This is a genomic window from Streptomyces bicolor, assembly GCF_000719285.1.
In the GTDB taxonomy this organism is placed as follows: domain Bacteria; phylum Actinomycetota; class Actinomycetes; order Streptomycetales; family Streptomycetaceae; genus Streptomyces; species Streptomyces bicolor.
On sequence record NZ_JOFS01000001.1, the window covers coordinates 182,078 to 200,450 of the forward strand.

The 18,373-nt window shown below is 69.5% G+C and carries 19 protein-coding genes; 13 read left to right on the top strand and 6 right to left on the bottom strand.

All coding sequences use genetic code 11. From position 1 onward, the window contains the following. Positions 1 to 2 precede the first annotated feature (2 nt). Positions 3 to 536 (top strand): GNAT family N-acetyltransferase, encoded by a 534-nt coding sequence (locus IF78_RS0100815; RefSeq protein ID WP_031475724.1) that lies wholly within the window; start codon positions 3 to 5, stop codon positions 534 to 536. Here IF78_RS0100815 and IF78_RS0100820 read toward each other — a convergent pair. After that, positions 523 to 1,098: an adenylosuccinate lyase gene (locus tag IF78_RS0100820; protein WP_031475722.1), complete on the bottom strand. Its 576-nt coding sequence runs from the start codon at positions 1,096 to 1,098 to the stop codon at positions 523 to 525. The genes IF78_RS0100815 and IF78_RS0100820 overlap by 14 nt on opposite strands. 399 nt (positions 1,099 to 1,497) lie before the next feature. On the opposite strand from IF78_RS0100820, the gene IF78_RS0100825 reads away from it, so the two are divergent. The 10 genes from IF78_RS0100825 (at position 1,498) to pssA (ending at position 12,971) form a co-directional block, all read left to right on the top strand. Next, a complete protein-coding gene (locus tag IF78_RS0100825) occupies positions 1,498 to 3,303 on the top strand; it encodes a 3-hydroxyacyl-CoA dehydrogenase family protein (RefSeq protein WP_031475720.1) in 1,806 nt (601 codons plus the stop codon). Between the two features lie 136 nt (positions 3,304 to 3,439). After that, positions 3,440 to 4,252 carry a TetR family transcriptional regulator gene (locus tag IF78_RS0100830; RefSeq protein ID WP_199921341.1) on the top strand — a complete coding sequence of 271 codons (813 nt, stop codon included), beginning with the start codon at positions 3,440 to 3,442 and terminating at the stop codon, positions 4,250 to 4,252. Positions 4,253 to 4,361: 109 nt separating this feature from the next. Further along, complete coding sequence (locus IF78_RS0100835) at positions 4,362 to 4,580, top strand: hypothetical protein (protein WP_031475716.1); 219 nt, start codon at positions 4,362 to 4,364, stop codon at positions 4,578 to 4,580. A gap of 627 nt (positions 4,581 to 5,207) precedes the next feature. Beyond that, positions 5,208 to 6,551 (top strand): crotonyl-CoA carboxylase/reductase, encoded by a 1,344-nt coding sequence (gene ccrA, locus IF78_RS0100840; protein ID WP_037639420.1) that lies wholly within the window; start codon positions 5,208 to 5,210, stop codon positions 6,549 to 6,551. An 18-nt stretch (positions 6,552 to 6,569) separates the two neighbouring features. Next, positions 6,570 to 8,618, top strand: a complete 2,049-nt coding sequence (locus tag IF78_RS0100845) for a protein meaA (protein WP_031475712.1) — start codon at positions 6,570 to 6,572, stop codon at positions 8,616 to 8,618. Then, complete coding sequence (locus IF78_RS0100850; RefSeq protein WP_031475710.1) at positions 8,615 to 9,574, top strand: HpcH/HpaI aldolase/citrate lyase family protein; 960 nt, start codon at positions 8,615 to 8,617, stop codon at positions 9,572 to 9,574. Before IF78_RS0100845 ends, IF78_RS0100850 begins: the two co-directional genes overlap by 4 nt. Before the next feature lie 5 nt (positions 9,575 to 9,579). Beyond that, the gene (locus IF78_RS0100855; protein WP_019757884.1) at positions 9,580 to 10,092 is read left to right on the top strand and encodes a MaoC family dehydratase; all 513 of its coding nucleotides are present in this window, start codon (positions 9,580 to 9,582) and stop codon (positions 10,090 to 10,092) included. Positions 10,093 to 10,094: 2 nt separating this feature from the next. Next, entirely contained in the window at positions 10,095 to 11,300 is a 1,206-nt protein-coding gene (locus IF78_RS0100860; protein ID WP_031475707.1) for an acyl-CoA dehydrogenase family protein, read from the top strand. Positions 11,301 to 11,470: 170 nt separating this feature from the next. Next, entirely contained in the window at positions 11,471 to 12,130 is a 660-nt protein-coding gene (locus IF78_RS0100865; protein ID WP_003996602.1) for a phosphatidylserine decarboxylase, read from the top strand. Beyond that, positions 12,117 to 12,971: a CDP-diacylglycerol--serine O-phosphatidyltransferase gene (gene pssA, locus IF78_RS0100870; protein WP_234439685.1), complete on the top strand. Its 855-nt coding sequence runs from the start codon at positions 12,117 to 12,119 to the stop codon at positions 12,969 to 12,971. The genes IF78_RS0100865 and pssA overlap by 14 nt, the downstream gene beginning before the upstream one ends. Positions 12,972 to 13,102: 131 nt before the next feature. On the opposite strand, the gene IF78_RS0100875 is transcribed toward pssA, so the two are convergent. Further along, positions 13,103 to 14,266 carry a glycerate kinase gene (locus IF78_RS0100875; RefSeq protein ID WP_051827434.1) on the bottom strand — a complete coding sequence of 388 codons (1,164 nt, stop codon included), beginning with the start codon at positions 14,264 to 14,266 and terminating at the stop codon, positions 13,103 to 13,105. Between the two features lie 168 nt (positions 14,267 to 14,434). Here IF78_RS0100875 and IF78_RS0100880 point away from each other — a divergent pair, with 168 nt between their 5' ends. Next, on the top strand, positions 14,435 to 15,529 hold the full coding sequence (locus IF78_RS0100880) for an ADP-ribosylglycohydrolase family protein (RefSeq protein WP_031475702.1): 1,095 nt from the start codon (positions 14,435 to 14,437) through the stop codon (positions 15,527 to 15,529). Here the strand turns inward: IF78_RS0100880 and IF78_RS0100885 are convergent. Continuing rightward, on the bottom strand, positions 15,519 to 16,025 hold the full coding sequence (locus tag IF78_RS0100885) for an alpha/beta fold hydrolase (RefSeq protein WP_051827435.1): 507 nt from the start codon (positions 16,023 to 16,025) through the stop codon (positions 15,519 to 15,521). The two genes, IF78_RS0100880 and IF78_RS0100885, sit on opposite strands and share 11 nt — an antisense overlap. A gap of 262 nt (positions 16,026 to 16,287) precedes the next feature. Next, positions 16,288 to 16,509 (bottom strand): hypothetical protein, encoded by a 222-nt coding sequence (locus IF78_RS0100895; protein ID WP_031497943.1) that lies wholly within the window; start codon positions 16,507 to 16,509, stop codon positions 16,288 to 16,290. Positions 16,510 to 16,680: 171 nt separating this feature from the next. Here IF78_RS0100895 and IF78_RS0100900 point away from each other — a divergent pair, with 171 nt between their 5' ends. After that, positions 16,681 to 17,406, top strand: a complete 726-nt coding sequence (locus tag IF78_RS0100900; RefSeq protein ID WP_031475698.1) for an SIR2 family NAD-dependent protein deacylase — start codon at positions 16,681 to 16,683, stop codon at positions 17,404 to 17,406. Positions 17,407 to 17,478: 72 nt separating this feature from the next. On the opposite strand, the gene IF78_RS0100905 is transcribed toward IF78_RS0100900, so the two are convergent. After that, complete coding sequence (locus IF78_RS0100905; RefSeq protein ID WP_167348300.1) at positions 17,479 to 17,877, bottom strand: hypothetical protein; 399 nt, start codon at positions 17,875 to 17,877, stop codon at positions 17,479 to 17,481. Beyond that, complete coding sequence (locus IF78_RS0100910) at positions 17,834 to 18,373, bottom strand: methylated-DNA--[protein]-cysteine S-methyltransferase (RefSeq protein WP_051827436.1); 540 nt, start codon at positions 18,371 to 18,373, stop codon at positions 17,834 to 17,836. Before IF78_RS0100910 ends, IF78_RS0100905 begins: the two co-directional genes overlap by 44 nt.

Sequence of the window (18,373 nt, forward strand, 5' to 3'; positions counted from 1 at the left end):
CCATGGACGACGATCGCCTTCTCATCCGCCCCATGGCCCTCGCCGACTGCGAACGCGTGGCCGAGATCCGTGTGCGCGGCTGGCAGAGCGCCTACCAGGGTCTGATTCCGCGGTCGTACCTCGACGCGATGAGCGTGGCGCGAGACGCCGAGCGGCATCGCGCCCGCTTCGCGCAAGGAGACGGCAGCGTCGTGAACCTGGTCGCGGAGTGGGACGGCGAGGTCGCGGGCTGGGCTTGTCACGGGCCGTACCGGGACGGTGAAGTCCGTACCGACGACGCCGAGTTGTACGCCCTCTACGTGGACCCCCGGCGGTACGGCACCGGCATCGGGCACGCCCTGCTGCTGGAGGCCCTGTGGAACCGCACGGCCTGCGGCCACGAGCGCATGTACCTGTGGGTCCTCGAGGGCAACGCTCGTGCCCGCCGCTTCTACGAACGGGCGGGCTTCGAGGCCGACGGCGCCGAGGAGCCGTTCGAGGTGGACGGCGTCCCGGTTCCCGAGGTGCGGTACGTGCGCACACTCAACGAGGCCTAGGAATCCGCGCCAGCGCCCGTACCGCCGCCTCCGCGAGGGCCGGGTGGGCCAGCGCCTCGTTCAGGACGCGTCTGGCCCGGGTGTCGCCGAGCGTGCCGAGGCCCTCCACGCAGGCGAGGGCCACGCGGCGGTAGGGGTCGTGCGGGCGGAGCCTGCGCTCCAGGGTGGTGATCAGGGCGGGCACGGCCTCGGGGGCGCGCAGCTCGATGAGGAGCCGGACCGGGTGCAGGGCGTAGGCGACGCGGAGTTCGTTGGTGGCGAGGGCGGCGGCCGCGCGGGCCGTGCGCGGGTCGCCGAGGCGGGCGAGGGCGTGGGCGGCGGAGGCACAGCGCTGTGGGTCGCGGTGGTTCAGCAGCAGGACGAGGGACTCGAAGGCCCGGCGGTCCCCGGCCAGGCCCAGCCGGAACGCGGCCAGCTCCCTGGCCCACAGCGGCTGCCCGGGGGCGGTGAGCAGGTCCGCCAGTTCATCGGGGTCCTCGGTCGCGACGAGGCGGTCGTACGCGGCCGACGCTCCGGACTCCTGCCGTAAGCGCTCCGTGAGTGATCGCAACTCTTCGTCCATGAAGGCGAGCGTAGAGGGGTCCGTCGGCAATCGGGACCTACATCACAAACTCGGGGACTAGCGCGCTCGTTACCCGCTGGTTAAGCTCATACGAGCGAGTCACCCACTCGCGAACACCTCACGGCGGCCTGGTGACGCAGCCGCCGGGAGAAGCAGTCGGTTCGGTACATCGAGTACCGCAGTACGACTCGGCCACGGGACAGGGCCGGTCGGTCATCACCGCTCCTCGGACGTGTGCACGTCCGCAGCGACGGCACCGGGCGTGTGCGCTCGCAGCCCGGCAACACCCGCACTTCTTCCGCACCCGGTGCGCTCATGGTTCGGCTCCGACTCAGGTCGGGCCCCCACGGCGCACCCGGGCGCATTTCCCGTCGTCACCCTCATTCCTGGAGTCCCGCGATGGCCACTCCCCTGTCCGACACCCCTCTGTCCCCGCTCAAGACCGTTGCCGTCGTCGGCCTCGGCACCATGGGCACCGGTATCGCCGAAGTCCTGGCCAAGGCCGGGCGCGAGGTGGTCGGTATCGACATCAGCGAGGCCGCGGCCGCCCGGTCCGTCGCCGCCCTGGAGGCCTCGACCGCCCGCGCCGTGGAGCGCGGCCGGCTGACCGAGGAGGACCGCGCCGAGGCCCTCGCGCGCGTCCGTACCTCCACCGATCTGCGGGCCGCGGCCGACGCGGACCTGGTCATCGAGGTGGCTCCGGAGTCGTACGAGATCAAGCAGCAGATCTTCCGCGAGCTGGACGGGATCGTGCGCCCCGAGACGATCCTGGCGACCGGCACCAACGCCCTCTCGGTCACGCGCCTGGCCGCCGACTCCGCCCGCCCCGAGCGGGTGCTGGGTCTGCACTTCTTCAACCCGGCGCCGGCGATGCGGCTGGTCGAGGTCGTCTCCTGCGTGCTGACCGCGCCGCAGGCCGTCTCCGCGGTCACCAACCTCGCCCTGGACCTCGGCAAGGAGCCCGTCGCGGTCGGCGACCGGCCCGGATTCGTCGCCGACGGGCTGCTGTTCGGGTACCTCAACCAGGCCGCCGCGATGTACGAGGCCAAGTACGCCTCCCGCGAGGACATCGACGCCGCGATGCGGCTGGGCTGCGGGCTCCCGATGGGGCCGCTGGCGCTGCTCGACCTGATCGGCGTCGACACCGCGCGCACGGTCCTGGAGGCCATGTACGCCGAGTCCCGCGACCGGCTGCACGCCCCCGCCCCGATCCTCAAGCAGCTCAGCGAGGCGGGCCTGACGGGCCGTAAGTCGGGCCGTGGCTTCTACACCTACGAGGCGCCGGGCAGCGCCACCGTCGTGCGGGACGCGCTGACGCCGCTGGAGGGCACCGCCCTCACCGCCGGCCGTACGGTCCGCTCCGTCGGTGTCGCGGGCTCCGGCACCATGGCCTCCGGGATCGCCGAGGTCTTCGCGAAGGCGGGATACGAGGTCGTGCTGGCCGCCCGCAGCGAGGAGAAGGCGCAGGCCGCCAAGGCCCGTATCGGCAAGTCGCTCTCCCGCTCCGTCGACAAGGGGCGGATGACCGCCGAGGCGGCCGCGCGGACCCTGGACCTGATCACCGCGGCGGGTTCCTACGACGCCTTCGCCGACGTCGACCTGGCCGTCGAGGCCGTCGCCGAGGACCTGGAGATCAAGCGGCAGCTGTTCGCGACGCTGGACAAGGTCTGCAAGCCGGGCGCGGTGCTGGCCACCACCACCTCGTCACTGCCCGTCGTCGCCTGCGCCCGGGCCACCTCGCGTCCGCAGGACGTGATCGGCATGCACTTCTTCAACCCGGCGCCGGCGATGAAGCTGGTCGAGGTCGTCCGTACGGTGCTGACCGCCGACGACGTCCACGCGACGGTCCGCGAGGTCTGCGGCAAGATCAGGAAGCACGCCGTGGACTGCGGTGACCGGGCCGGATTCATCGTCAACGCGCTGCTGTTCCCGTACCTGAACAATGCGATCAAGATGGTGCAGGAGCACTACGCGTCGCTCGACGACATCGACGCGGCGATGAAGCTGGGCGGCGGCTACCCGATGGGCCCGTTCGAGCTGCTGGACGTCGTCGGACTCGACGTCTCCCTCGCGATCGAGAAGGTCCTGCACCGCGAGTTCCGCGACCCCGGCCTCGCTCCCGCGCCGCTCCTGGAGCACCTGGTGGCCGCGGGCTGCCTCGGCCGCAAGACGGGCCGCGGCTTCCGTGAATATGCCCGCCGCTGACGGCATCGGCGACTGGTTCAGAGGCGACCGGGACTGGGGCGGACTGCTCGACCCGGCCGGAGGGCCCCCGCCCGGCGAGGGCGGGGGAAACCCCGTACATGCGCATCAAGCTGCGCACATGCAGTACGTTCGGGTCATGTCCCAGCCCGCCAAGTCCTCACGTACACCAGCTACGCCCGACACGCCGGAAAGTGCCGCAGGCAGTCGCGCGGCGGCCCAGCGGCTCAAGATGCGCCGTGAACTGGCGGCCGCGGCGATGGAGCTGTTCGCGACCAAGGGGTACGAGGCGACCACCGTCGACGAGATCGCGGCCGCGGCCGGGGTCGCCCGCCGCACGTTCTTCCGCCACTTCCGCTCCAAGGAAGAGGCCATCTTCCCGGACCACGACGACACGCTGATCCGTGCGGAGGCGGTGCTCAACGCGGCCCCCGCGCACGAGCACCCGCTCGACACCGTGTGCCGTGGCATCAAGGAAGTCATGAAGATGTACGCCGCCCGGCCGGAGATCTCCGTCGCCCGCTACAAGCTCACGCGCGAGGTGCCCACCCTGCGTGAGGCGGAGATCGCGTCGGTGGCCCGCTACGAGCGCCTCTTCACCCGCTATCTCCTCGGCCACTTCGACGAGCACGCCCACGACGACGACGCCAACGACGACCCGCTGCTGGCCGAGGTCGCCGCGTCCGCGGTGGTCACCGCGCACAACCACGTCCTGCGGCGCTGGCTGCGCGCGGGCGGCCAGGGTGACGTGGAGGCGCAGCTCGACCACGCCTTCGCGATCGTACGCAGGACGTTCGGGACGGGCATCGGGGCCGGCCGGGACACCGCGCCACGTACGACGCAGGCCTCCGTGGCCTCGGAGGGGGAGGTACTGGTGGCGGTGGCCAGGACCGACGCTCCGCTCGACGAAGTGATGCGGACGATCGAACAGGCGCTGAAGGAGCGGGTCTAGGGAGTCGCCGAGCATCTCCCCGGTGGCTCCCGCACGGGAACCATTTCGTATGCCTGTCCGTCCTCCAGGTCGACAGGATCTTCATGGTGCGCGACGGAAGTGAGTTGCCATGCAGGCGAACGACCCGACCAAGCTCGAAGCCACGCTGGCCGACGGGCGGCGCATGACCCTGTCCCTTCCCTCGACGGACGCCAAGTGGGCCGCCGACGGCATCCAGGGCCTGCGCACCGTCGCGCCCACCCACACGGGCCGCGGCGAGGAACCCCCGGCTCTGCCGGAAGAGCCCGCACTGCCGCTGCAGATCGCGCTGCTCGGTCTGGGGGCGTAGCGGTCCGGGTGGCCCGAGGCCGCGCCGCCTCGCCCCACCGCCGTGCGGGCTGATCGATACGGCTCCCCCGCCCAACCCCGGTGACCCCGTGGCGCCGGCCTGATCCGCCGGACAACCCCTGACCCCGGCGCCGGCCGGGCCCAGCATGTTCTACGGGCTCACCAAAGCTCCCTCCAGGTCATGGACAACGCCCTTGCGCGTGCGGAAGCCGCGGATGGTGATGGCCATGTACCTGGCGTGTCTGGCAGATGCCCTCCAGGTGACCGATAGCACCCGATTAGCACCTACTCGCCGGTAGCTTTGATCGATCATCGCTCATTTGTTACGTAAAGATTTCATCTGAGGGCAAGTTCTGGCACCCAGTGCCTTGTCAGGTGACACGCGGTGCCATACGTTGAAGGAGTCCGGGCGGCCGGCGTGCAGAGACCTTTCGTACGCCGGCTGTCCCCGCAAGCCCTCCCCGGGGCCTGCGCGCCCGGCGCCTGCGTCACAGGCAACCTCCCGCGCCACAAAGCGCTGCCGAACAGCACAACAGCCGAACCGACGGCAATCACCAAAAACCCTCAGCAGCACCGACGTAACCCTCAGCACCCCTCCCTCAGGGTGCGCATCGCCGGAGGCAACACCGTGACCGTGAAGGACATCCTGGACGCGATCCAGTCGCCCGACTCGACGCCGGACGACTTCGCCGCCCTGCCGCTCCCCGAGTCGTACCGCGCGATCACCGTGCACAAGGACGAGACGGAGATGTTCGCGGGCCTTCAGACCCGCGACAAGGACCCGCGCAAGTCGATCCACCTCGACGAGGTTCCGCTGCCCGAGCTCGGCCCGGGCGAGGCCCTGGTGGCCGTCATGGCCTCCTCGGTCAACTACAACTCGGTGTGGACCTCGATCTTCGAGCCGCTGTCCACCTTCGGGTTCCTGGAGCGCTACGGCCGCACCAGCGAGCTGGCCAAGCGCCACGACCTGCCGTACCACATCATCGGCTCCGACCTCGCGGGCGTCGTCCTGCGCACCGGCCCGGGAGTCAACTCCTGGAAGCCCGGTGACGAGGTCGTCGCGCACTGTCTGTCCGTCGAGCTGGAGTCCAGCGACGGCCACAACGACACCATGCTCGACCCCGAGCAGCGCATCTGGGGCTTCGAGACCAACTTCGGCGGCCTCGCCGAGATCGCGCTCGTCAAGTCCAACCAGCTGATGCCGAAGCCCGGTCACCTGAGCTGGGAGGAGGCCGCCGCACCGGGTCTGGTGAACTCCACCGCGTACCGGCAGCTGGTCTCCCGCAACGGCGCCGGCATGAAGCAGGGCGACAACGTCCTGATCTGGGGCGCGAGCGGCGGACTCGGCAGTTACGCCACGCAGTTCGCGCTGGCCGGTGGTGCCAACCCGATCTGTGTCGTCTCCTCGCCGCAGAAGGCGGACATCTGCCGGGCGATGGGCGCCGAGGCGATCATCGACCGCAACGCCGAGGGCTACAAGTTCTGGAAGGACGAGAACACCCAGGACCCGAAGGAGTGGAAGCGCTTCGGCAAGCGCATCCGCGAGCTGACCGGCGGCGAGGACATCGACATCGTCTTCGAGCACCCCGGCCGCGAGACCTTCGGCGCCTCCGTGTTCGTCACCCGCAAGGGCGGCACCATCACCACCTGCGCCTCGACCTCGGGCTACATGCACGAGTACGACAACCGCTACCTGTGGATGTCCCTGAAGCGGATCATCGGCTCGCACTTCGCCAACTACCGCGAGGCCTGGGAGGCCAACCGGCTCATCGCGAAGGGCAAGATCCACCCCACCCTGTCGAAGGTCTACTCCCTGGAGGAGACCGGCCAGGCCGCGTTCGACGTGCACCGCAACCTCCACCAGGGCAAGGTCGGCGTGCTGTGCCTGGCCCCCGAGGAGGGCCTGGGCGTGCGCGACGAGGAGATGCGCGCCAAGCACATCGACGCCATCAACCGCTTCCGGAACATCTGAGAGCAGTCGAGGTCATCAATGACTGAGCGTCAGCCCGCCGAAGGCAAGCGGGAGAAGGACCGGCCGTGGCTCATGCGGACCTATGCCGGTCACTCCACGGCCGAGGCGTCCAACGAGCTGTACCGGCGCAACCTCGCCAAGGGCCAGACCGGCCTGTCGGTGGCGTTCGACCTGCCGACGCAGACCGGCTACGACTCCGACCACATCCTCGCCCGCGGCGAGGTCGGCCGGGTCGGTGTGCCGGTCGCGCACCTCGGTGACATGCGCCGGCTGTTCCAGGACATCCCCCTGGAGCAGATGAACACCTCGATGACGATCAACGCCACCGCCATGTGGCTGCTGGCGCTCTACCAGGTCGTCGCGGAGGAGCAGGGCGCGGACATCACCAAGCTCCAGGGCACGACCCAGAACGACATCGTCAAGGAGTACCTGTCGCGGGGGACCCATGTCTTCCCGCCGGGACCCTCACTCCGGCTGACGACGGACATGATCGCGTACACGGTCTCCCACATCCCGAAGTGGAACCCGATCAACATCTGCAGCTACCACCTGCAGGAGGCGGGCGCCACGCCGGTCCAGGAGATCGCGTACGCGATGTCCACCGCGATAGCGGTTCTCGATGCCGTGCGCGATTCAGGGCAGGTCCCCGCCCAGAAGTTCGGGGACGTCGTGGCCCGTATCTCCTTCTTCGTGAACGCGGGCGTCCGCTTCATCGAGGAGATGTGCAAGATGCGGGCGTTCGGGCGGATCTGGGACCAGATCACGCGCGAGCGATACGGCATCGAGAACCCCAAGCAGCGCCGCTTCCGGTACGGCGTCCAGGTCAACTCCCTCGGTCTGACCGAGGCGCAGCCGGAGAACAACGTCCAGCGCATCGTGCTCGAGATGCTGGCCGTGACCCTCTCCAAGGACGCACGCGCGCGTGCCGTGCAGCTGCCCGCCTGGAACGAGGCGCTGGGTCTGCCCCGGCCCTGGGACCAGCAGTGGTCGCTGCGCATCCAGCAGGTGCTGGCGTACGAGAGCGATCTGCTGGAGTACGAGGACATCTTCGAGGGCTCGAAGGTGATCGAGGCCAAGGTGGACGAGCTGGTCGAGGCTTCGCTCGCGGAGATCGACCGCATCCAGGAGATGGGCGGCGCGATGGCCGCCGTCGAGTCCGGCTACCTCAAGTCGCAGTTGGTCGCCTCGCACGCCGAGCGCCGGGGCCGGATCGAGTCCGGCCAGGAGAAGATCATCGGTGTCAACGCCTTCGAGGGCACCGAGCCCAACCCGCTGACCGCCGACCTGGACACCGCGATCCAGACGGTGGACCCGGCCGTCGAGGCCCGGGTGATCGCGGGCCTCCAGCACTGGCGCGACACCCGCTACCAGCCGCCCTTCAACCACCCGCGCCCGTGCAAGGCGCTGGAGCGGCTGAAGGAGGCCGCGAAGGGCACCGACAACCTCATGGAGGCCACCCTGGAGTGCGCCCGCGCCGGGGTCACGACCGGCGAGTGGGCCGGGGCCCTGCGCGAGGTGTTCGGCGAGTTCCGGGCGCCGACCGGTGTGTCGTCGGCGCCGGTGGCCGTCCCGGTCGAGGAGGGCTCGGCACTGTCCGAGGTCCGCCGCAAGGTCGACCTCACGGCCAAGGACCTCAACGTCGGCAAGCTCCGCTTCCTGGTCGGCAAGCCCGGCCTGGACGGCCACTCCAACGGCGCCGAGCAGATCGCCGTCCGCGCGCGGGATGCCGGGTTCGAGGTGGTCTACCAGGGCATCAGGCTGACGCCGGAACAGATCGTGGACGCGGCCCTCGCGGAGGACGTGCACGCGGTCGGCCTGTCGATCCTGTCCGGTTCGCACGCCCAGCTGGTGCCGGACGTCCTGGAGCGGCTCCGTGTGGCCGGTGCCACAGATATACCGGTGATCGCCGGTGGCATCATCCCGAATGGTGACGCCGAGCAGCTCAGGGCCGCCGGAGTGGCCGCCGTCTTCACCCCGAAGGACTTCGACATCACCGGAATCATCGGCCGCATCGTCGACGAGATCCGGAAAGCGAACAAGCTCGACCCCCTGGAGGTCCCCGCATGACCGTCAACCGTCTCCGCCCGCGGCGCTCCTGCCTGGCCGTGCCGGGCTCGAACCCCCGCTTCCTGGAGAAGGCCCAGGGTCTGCCCGCCGACCAGGTCTTCCTCGACCTGGAGGACGCCTGCGCCCCGCTCGCCAAGCCCGAGGCGCGGCACACCATCGTCAAGTTCCTCAACGAGGGCGACTGGACCGGCAAGACGAGGGTCGTGCGCGTCAACGACTGGACGACCGAGTGGACGTACCGCGACGTCGTCACGGTCGTCGAGGGCGCCGGCCAAAATCTCGACTGCATCATGCTGCCGAAGGTGCAGACGGCCGAGCAGATCGTCGCGCTCGACCTCCTCCTCACCCAGATCGAGAAGACGATGGGCTTCGAGGTCGGCAAGATCGGCATCGAGGCGCAGATCGAGAACGCCCAGGGCCTCAACAACGTCAACGAGATCGCGACGGCGTCCCAGCGCGTCGAGACGATCATCTTCGGCCCGGCCGACTTCATGGCGTCGATCAACATGAAGTCGCTGGTCGTGGGCGAGCAGCCGCCCGGCTACCCGGCGGACGCCTACCACTACATCCTGATGAAGATCCTGATGGCCGCCCGCGCCAACAACCTCCAGGCGATCGACGGCCCCTACCTGCAGATCCGCAACATCGACGGCTACCGCGAGGTCGCCCAGCGCGCCGCCGCGCTCGGCTTCGACGGCAAGTGGGTGCTGCACCCCGGCCAGGTCGAGGCGTCCAACGAGATCTTCTCGCCCTCGCAGGAGGACTACGACCACGCCGAGCTGATCCTGGACGCGTACGACTACTACACGTCCGAGGCGGGCGGCAAGAAGGGCTCCGCGATGCTCGGCGACGAGATGATCGACGAGGCCTCCCGCAAGATGGCTCTGGTCATCTCCGGCAAGGGTCGTGCCGCCGGCATGCAGCGCACCAGCAAGTTCGAGATCCCGGAGGCCTGAGCGCGATGCAGTTCGGACGCACCTACGAGGAGTTCGAGGTCGGGGCGACGTACAAGCACTGGCCGGGCAAGACGGTCACGGAGTACGACGACCACCTGTTCTGTCTCCTCACCATGAACCACCACCCGCTCCACATGGACACCAACTATGCGGAGAAGACGACGGACTTCGGCAAGAACGTCGTCGTCGGCAACTACATCTACTCGCTGCTGCTCGGCATGAGCGTGCCGGACATCTCCGGCAAGGCGATCGCCAACCTGGAGATCGAGTCGCTCAAGCACGTGGCGCCGACCTTCCACGGCGACACGATCTACGGCGAGACGACCGTCCTCGACAAGTGGCCGTCGAAGTCGAAGAACGACCGTGGCATCGTCTACGTCGAGACCAAGGGCTACAAGCAGGACGGCACGCTGGTCTGCGTGTTCCGCCGCAAGGTGATGGTGCCCACCGAGACGTACATCAAGGAGCGCGGCGGCGAGCAGCCCGGCCGCCCGGAGCTGAAGCAGCAGGAGAAGTAGCCATGGCGCGACTCGCCCAGACCGCCGGTCTGACCGACATCCAGCAGGAGATCCTCTCCACCGTCCGCGACTTCGTGGACAAGGAGATCATCCCGGTCGCGACCGAGCTGGAGCACCGCGACGAGTACCCGCAGCAGATCGTCGACGGCCTCAAGGAACTGGGCCTGTTCGGCCTGATGATCCCCGAGGAGTACGGCGGTCTGGGCGAGTCGCTCCTGACCTACGCCCTGTGCGTCGAGGAGATCGCCCGCGGCTGGATGTCGGTGTCCGGCATCATCAACACGCACTTCATCGTGGCGTACATGCTCAAGCAGCACGGCACGCAGGAGCAGAAGGACCACTTCCTGCCGCGCATGGCGGCCGGCGACATCCGCGGCGCCTTCTCGATGTCGGAGCCGGGCCTCGGCTCCGATGTGTCGGCCATCACGTCGAAGGCGGTGAAGGACGGCGAGGAGTACGTCCTGAACGGCCAGAAGATGTGGCTGACGAACGGCGGAACGTCCTCTCTGGTGGCCGTCCTGGTCCGAAGTGACGAAGGACACCCCGAGGGCACCGCGCCCCACAAGTCGATGACGACCTTCCTCGTCGAGAAGGAGCCCGGCTTCGGAGAGGTCCGCCCCGGCCTCACCATCCCCGGCAAGATCGACAAGATGGGCTACAAGGGCGTCGACACGACCGAGCTCATCATGGACGGCCTGCGAATTCCGGCCAATCGCGTGCTCGGCGGCGTCACCGGCCGAGGTTTTTACCAGATGATGGACGGCGTCGAGGTCGGCCGTGTCAACGTGGCGGCGCGTGGCTGTGGCGTCGCTCAGCGTGCGTTCGAACTCGGCGTCCAGTACGCCCAGCAGCGGCACACCTTCGGCAAGCCGATCGCCCAGCACCAGGCCATCCAGTTCAAGCTGGCCGAGATGGCTACCAAGGTCGAGGCCGCGCATGCCATGATGGTGAACGCGGCACGCAAAAAGGACTCCGGGGAACGAAACGACCTCGAAGCAGGGATGGCGAAGTACCTCGCCTCCGAGTACTGCAAGGAGGTCGTCGAGGACGCCTTCCGGATCCACGGCGGCTACGGCTTCTCCAAGGAGTACGAGATCGAGCGCCTCTACCGTGAGGCCCCGATGCTGCTGATCGGTGAAGGTACTGCCGAGATCCAAAAAATGATCATCGGTCGCAGGCTGCTCGAAGAGTATCGATTCCAGGGCTGATTGTCCGGGTACGGGGTGTTTTCTTGGAGAAGAAGATCACACCCCGTCAACACTCTTCAGTAGCCGACTCGGCTTCCTGGCTTGCCCAGTTGTGGCCCGCGACCGGTACGATCCCGGGAAAGCCGCCGTCCCCTGATACCGCGCGGCATCATCCGCTACGAAGGTCATCCATGCCCCACAGCCAAACCTCTGCACCACGCGACAGCCAGGTCGGCGGCGTACGCCTCGCGCGCGGAGCATCGCCGTGGCTTCTCCCGACCGTCGCCACCGCAGCCGTCAGCCTGCTGCGCGCTCGCCGCTCCGGCGTCGCCAAGGCCGTCGCCGTGCCCGCCACCGCTCTCGCGGCGGGCATGCTGTGGTTCTTCCGCGACCCCGAGCGCGAGATCGCCCAGGGCCGGGTCATCTCGCCCGCCGACGGTGTGGTGCAGAGCATCATGCCGTGGAAGGACGGCCGCACCCGCGTCGCGATCTTCATGAGCCCGCTGAACGTCCACGTCAACCGTGCGCCGCTCTCCGGCACGGTCACGTCCGTGGAGCACATCCCGGGCGGCTTCGTTCCGGCGTTCAACAAGGAGAGCGAGAACAACGAGCGCGTCGTCTGGCACTTCGACACCGAGCTCGGCGACATCGAGATGATCCAGATCGCCGGCGCGGTGGCCCGCCGCATCGTCCCCTACATCCCGCAGGGCACGAAGGTCGAGCAGGGTGACCGTATCGGTCTGATCCGCTTCGGCTCCCGTGTCGACATCTACCTGCCCGAGGGCGTGGAGGTCGCGGTCGAGGTCGGGCAGAAGACCGTGGCAGGGGTGACTCGCATTGACCGTGATTGATCCTGAGACCCAGCCGGGCTGGGTGCCCGAGGCCGACGAGGTCGACGAAGAGGAGGAGATGCCTCTTTCTCTCCGCCTGTCGATAGCGGACACCCTCACCCTCGGCAACGCCACGTGCGGCTTCATGGCGGTGTACTTCACCACCACCGGCATCCTGATCCCGGCCCTCACCGGAAGCCAGGAGTCGGGCATGGCCCGCCACAGCGCGGCTACTGCGGTCATCCTGATGCTGTGCGCGGCGGTCTTCGACCTGTTCGACGGCCTGGTGGCCCGCAAGCTGCGCTCCTCCCCCATGGGCGCGGAGCTGGACAACCTCTCGGACCTGATCAGCTTCGGCCTGGCGCCGGCGTACTTCGTCCTGGTCTACGGCATGGTCGCCGACGACGCGCACCAGCGGGTGGCGGCGGTCGGCGCGATCGTGGTGCTGCTCGCGGTGGTGTTGCGCCTCGCGAGATTCTCCTGCGTGACACCGCCGAACGGCATGTTCCAGGGGATGCCGTCGCCGTTCGGCGCACTGACGGTCGTCGCGATCGTGCTCCTCGAGCTGCCCTTCGTGGCGACGCTGCTGGCGATCCTGGGGACGGCGTGGCTCATGGTGAGCCGGGTGGAGTACCCGAAGCCGCGGGGCCGCCTCGCGGTGGCGATGCTCTCCTGGATCGTCCTGGCGATGGGTCTCCTGGCCGCCTGGGCCTTCGGCGCCCCCAGCGGCCAGCTGCTCCTCCAGACGGGCTGCGCGCTGCAGCTGGTGATGGGCGCGGTGATCCCGCTGTTCGCCACGGCCCGCCGGGTGAACAACTTCCGCGACAACCGGCGCGAGGCGCGGGCGGCGCAGTTGCCGTAGCGGTTCTACGACGGTGAAGGGGCCCCGAGCTGATCGGCTCGGGGCCCCTTACGTGTTGTCGGTCTCGGGTTGCGTTGTCGGTCTCGGGTCGCGTTGTCGTTCTCGGGCGGCGAGGCGGGAAGAACCCGGCCTCAGCCCAGGAAGTCCTCAGCGATCCGTTCCGCCACCCGCTCCAGGATCGGCCCCGCGTCCGCGATGCACTTCGCGACGTCCGGCTCGAGTTCCGTCAGCGGGTACGCCCGCCGGATCCCGGCCCGGCCCAGCGCCTCCGGCGCCAGCGCGAGGCGGCCGCAGACCGCGACGACCTCCTTGTCCGCCGCGCGGGCGGCGGCCGCGACACCCGCCGGTGCCTTGCCGTGCAGGGTCTGCTCATCCAGGGAGCCCTCGCCGGTGATGACCAGCGTCGCCCGCTCCAGCGCGGGTGCGAAGCCCAGGACGTCCAGCATGACCTCGATGCCGGGTCGGAAGCGCGCGCCGAGGAGGAGGGCGCCGTATCCGATGCCGCCCGCGGCTCCGGCGCCGGGCGCGGCGGCGTGCTCGGCGGCCCGGGGGCCGACCGACTCCTCCAGCACCTTCGCGTAGTGCGCGAGCGCCACGTCCAGCGTCTCCACGTCGTCCGGCGAGGCGCCCTTCTGCGGGCCGTACACCGCCGGGGCGCCCTTCGGGCCGGTGAGCGGGTTGTCGACGTCGCTGGCGAGCACCAGCTCGACGGAGTCGAGGCGCGGGTCCAGGCCGGACAGATCGGCGTCGGCCAGGTCGCTCAGACTGCCGCCGCCCGGGGCCACCGGCTCCCCGTCCGCGTCCAGGAAGCGCGCGCCCAGCGCGGTCAGCATCCCGGCGCCGCCGTCGGTCGTGGCGCTGCCGCCGACGCCGAAGACGATCGTGCGGGCACCGGCGTCCAGCGCGGCCCGCAGCAGCTCCCCGGAGCCGTAGGTGGACGCCGTGAGCGGCGCGAAGACGCCCGCGGGCAGCCGTTGCAGGCCGCTCGCCTCCGCCATCTCCACGACCGCCGTGTCGCCGCGCAGCGCGAACGCCGCCGTCACCTCGTGCCCGAGGGGCCCGGCGACCTGTACCTCGCGCCGCTCGAAGCCGGCCGCGACCGCCGCGTCCACCGTCCCGTCGCCACCGTCGGCCACGGGCATGGCCTCGACCTCGAGGCCGGGCACGACCCGGCGCAGACCGGCCGTCACCCGCTCGGCGACCTGCACGGCCGTGAGCGAGCCCTTGAACTTGTCCGCGGCGATGAGCACGCGCTGTGTCACCTGTTTTCCCCTTGCTCTCCGGGCCTCGCGCATGTCAAGGCCAGTCGCGCCGCTGTGACCTTAACCGGAGGACACCTCTGACGTCATGCGCTGACCGGACCCTGAGAACGCCGCACGAGCACCCCACGGACGTCCTGCGCGCCCCCTGCGCAGAAGGCCGAACCCCGCGCGGACGCCCCCGGAATTGGGTAAACCGGTCCTATGACCCCTGTGGGCACTGAGCCAGAGCTCGCCGACCGCATCCTCGGGGGCTGGCTCGGCCGGATCGCGGGCAACATGCTCGGCAAGCCGGTCGAGCAGGGCGACCTGTGGACGCGGGACCGTATCGACCGCTATCTGCGGCAGGCCGCAGCCCTGCCCCTCACCGACTATCTCCCCGAGCCGATCGCCGAGGACGACGGCTTCGAGCTGCGCCCCGAGTGGCGGAGTTGCGTGCGCGGCCGGATCCACGGCAGCTGCCGTGACGACGACGTCGACTACGCCATCCTCGGCCTCGACCTGCTGGAGACCCACGGCTTCGGCTTCAGCACCGAGCAGGTGGGGGACCTGTGGCTGCTGCGGCTGCCGTATCTGCAGACCTTCACGGCGGAGCGGGCGGCGTACCGCAACCTCGCGAACGGTCTGAAGCCGCCGCTCACCGCCACGTACGACAACCCGTACCAGGAGTGGATCGGCGCCCTCATCCGCGCCGACATCTACGGCTGGACCTCCCCGGGCGCCCCGCGCCGCGCCGCCTCCCTTGCCCGCCGGGACGCGGTGCTGTCGCACACCGGCAACGGCGTGTACGGCGCGATGTGGGCGGCGGCGCTGATCGCGGCGGCGTTCACGGCGCCCACGGTCCGCCACGCCGTCGACGAGGCGCTCACCGTCATCCCGGCCAGCAGCCGCCTCGCCCGCACCGTACGCCGGGTCGTCTCGCTCCATGACACCCGGATGGCCTGGGAGGACACCCTCACCACCCTCACCGAGGAGACCGTGGGGCTCGGCTGGATCCACACCATCCCGAACGCCGCCGTGCTCACCGCCGGGCTCCTGTACGGCGACGGCGACTTCACCCGCACCATCACGCTGACCGTCCGCGGCGGCCTGGACACCGACTCCAACGGGGCGACGGCCGGTTCGGTGGCGGGAGTACTGACCGGTGCGGCGGCGATCCCGGACCAGTGGACCGGGCCGCTGGACGACACCGTGCGCAGTGCGGTGTTCGGTTTCGACGGGGCACGGATCAGCGAGCTGGCGGAGCGGACGGTGCGGCTGGCGGAGGCGGACGTCACCGGGCACGGAGTCAGTCCCTGAGAAAGCTCTCGATCAGGTCCCGGAAGTACTCCGGCTCGTCGAGCCACGGATGGTGGCCGGCTCTCGGAATGGTTTCAAGTCGGCCGTCCCGGTAGAGCGACGAGGTCAGCACGGCCGGCCGGGTACCGGCGACGCAGTCCTCGGCGCCCGCCAGCGCCAGCACCGGAACTGACAGCGACCGCAGGAACCGCAGCCGCTGCGCTGCCTCGTGCTCGGCGGGGTTCCCTCGGTAGAACGCCTCGTACAACCAGGAAGGAGGACGGACGCGGTCGGCCTCATGGTGAGCGCGCGTCTCATCCGTCCACCTGCCGTAGAGAAAGGGGGCCACTCGCCGCTGCGCTTCTTCGGCCTCGGCGCCTGACACCCCTGTGGCCGGCAGTTCCGCGGCCTCGGCGGCGGAGCCGTACCACGGCTCGTCGGAGCGCCCTGCCCGAAGGGCGGCGACCTCGGCCGCGTCGACCTCCCGCCCGATGCGGCCCGTGCTGGGTCCCGTCATATGCCACGGTGTACTGCACTCCTGGACTCTTCACCGTGCGGTGCTCTCATCGTCCCGCGTGGCGTCGTCTGTTTTGGTCAGCACCCTGAACGGCTGGTTCCAGGCTCGCTACACCGGCTCTCGCACGGTGCCGCGCCGGCGGTGCCGGCGGACGGGGCGGGGACGGTGGAGCTGGAGAACGGTCACCGCGTGGCCTCGTCGCGTTCGGCGACCCGCGCCTCGGTGCGGTGGCCGCGTTCGATGTAGTCGCGGACGACGGTCCTCATTCGTCTTCCGGCAGGTGAAAGTAGACGGTGCCCGACCGCCAAGGTCCGTGCTCGGTCGTCTCTGATTCGATCACCACGTGCTGGATCTCCGCCGGCCCCAACGCCTCGATGGCGTCGGCCAGCCGTCGCAAGAGGGCCGGAACGCTGTCACAGCCAGGGCCAGCCGGGTTGGCCTGCGAGAAATGGCGCACGGTCCAATGCGCCGGAGTATCAGTCACGGACTGATCGTAAGAGCTGCCAGCACCTGGTCAGCAGCCAACCTCTGGACCGGGCAACTCAGGTCCCGGGGCAGTTTCGAGACCGTGATCGACCGGACAAGTCCTAGCACCGCTCCGGCCCCTCGGATATCCGTTCGCCGCAGTCCAGGCACCCGTCCTACCCTCGGCCCTATGACCAAGCCCCTCGTCGCCCTCCTGAGCGGCGCCGGTATCTCCACCGACTCCGGTATCCCCGACTACCGCGGGCCGAACGGACTGTGGCGGCGGGATCCGGAGGCCGAGAAGCTCGTGACGTACGAGTACTACATGGGCGATCCGGAGATCCGGCGGCGCTCGTGGCAGATGCGGCGGAAGAATCGGACCCTGAAGGCCGAACCGAACGCGGCGCACCTCGCGGTGGCCGAGCTGGAGCGGTCCGGGGTGCCGGTGCGGGTGATCACGCAGAACGTGGACGGGCTGCACCAGCTCGCCGGGATGCCCGCCCGCAAGGTGCTCGAACTGCACGGCAGCGCGCGGAGTGTGGTCTGCACGAAGTGCCATGCGCGCGGGCCGATGGAGGACGCCCTCGCGCGGGTCGAGGCCGGTGAGGAGGATCCGCCGTGTCTGGACTGCGGTGGGGTCCTGAAGTCGGCGACGGTGATGTTCGGCGAACGGCTCGATCCGGTGGTCCTCGGTGAGGCCGTCGCGATCACCAAGGCGTGCCAGGTGTTCATCGCGGTCGGCACGAGTCTGCAGGTGCAGCCCGCCGCGGGGCTCGCGGGTGTCGCCGCCGACCACGGCGCCCGGTTGATCATCGTCAACGCCGAGCCGACGCCGTACGACGACCGCGCCGATGAGGTGATCCGCGAACCGATCGGCACCGCGCTGCCGAAACTGCTGCGGGGGCTGGGCGACTAGAGAAGGTCCCGGCGAGTATGCGGGCTCGCCGGGACCTCTTGTGCTCTCTGACTGCGCTCTCGGACTGTGCTCTCAGAACTTCTCTTTCGCCCCGGCGTCCGTCTTGTCGGCTTTCATGGGAGCGAAGCGGCCCACGAGTTGGCTTGCGAATCTGTAGATGAGGCCTTCTTCCGGCCTGATTTCGTCTTCGCCGAATTCCCCGGCCTCGCCGCGCATGCCCCCGGTGGTGGGCGCGGCCTGGGCGCTTGGGCCGTCGACGGTCGGCTCTTGCGGAGTGGCCGCGGACGCACCGGTCGTTCCGATTGCGGCGAGCAGGACAGGGGTGGTGACAGCGATGGCCAGGGCTCTATGTGCACGCATGACTTCCGCCTCGTTTAGGACAACAGGTCGCCGCCACAGTTCCCCGGCATTTCTTCTGAAAAACCGCTCACCGAACCAACCATTCGTACGGCCGAACGCCTTCTGTCCCATCCTCGGAGGCGGTCTGGAACAACGCCGCCGCGCTCTCGAAGTCCAGGAGTCGCTGCTTGCGGTCCAGGCCGCCGCCGTATCCGGTGAGGCTGCCGTTCGCGCCGACGACGCGGTGGCAAGGGACGATGATGCCGATCGGGTTCTTGCCGTTGGCGAGGCCGACCGCGCGGGAGGCGCCGGGGTTGCCGAGGGCGTCGGCGAGGTCGCCGTACGAGCGGGTCTCGCCGTAGGGGATCCGGCGCAGCTGGTCCCAGACCCTGCGCTGGAACTCGGTGCCGTTCAGCCGCAGTTCGACGGTGAACTCCGTCAACCCGCCCGCGAAATAGGCCTCCAGCTGTTCCTCGGCCTCCGCGAAAGGGGACTCGTCACGGATGCCGAAGGTTTCCTCGGGTGGGCGGTGGCGTTGGTCGGTCATGTAGAGGCCGCACAGGAGGCCGTCCTCGGCGACGAGGGTGAGCGGGCCGTACGGGCTGTCGATCACGGTGTGCTGTTTCAC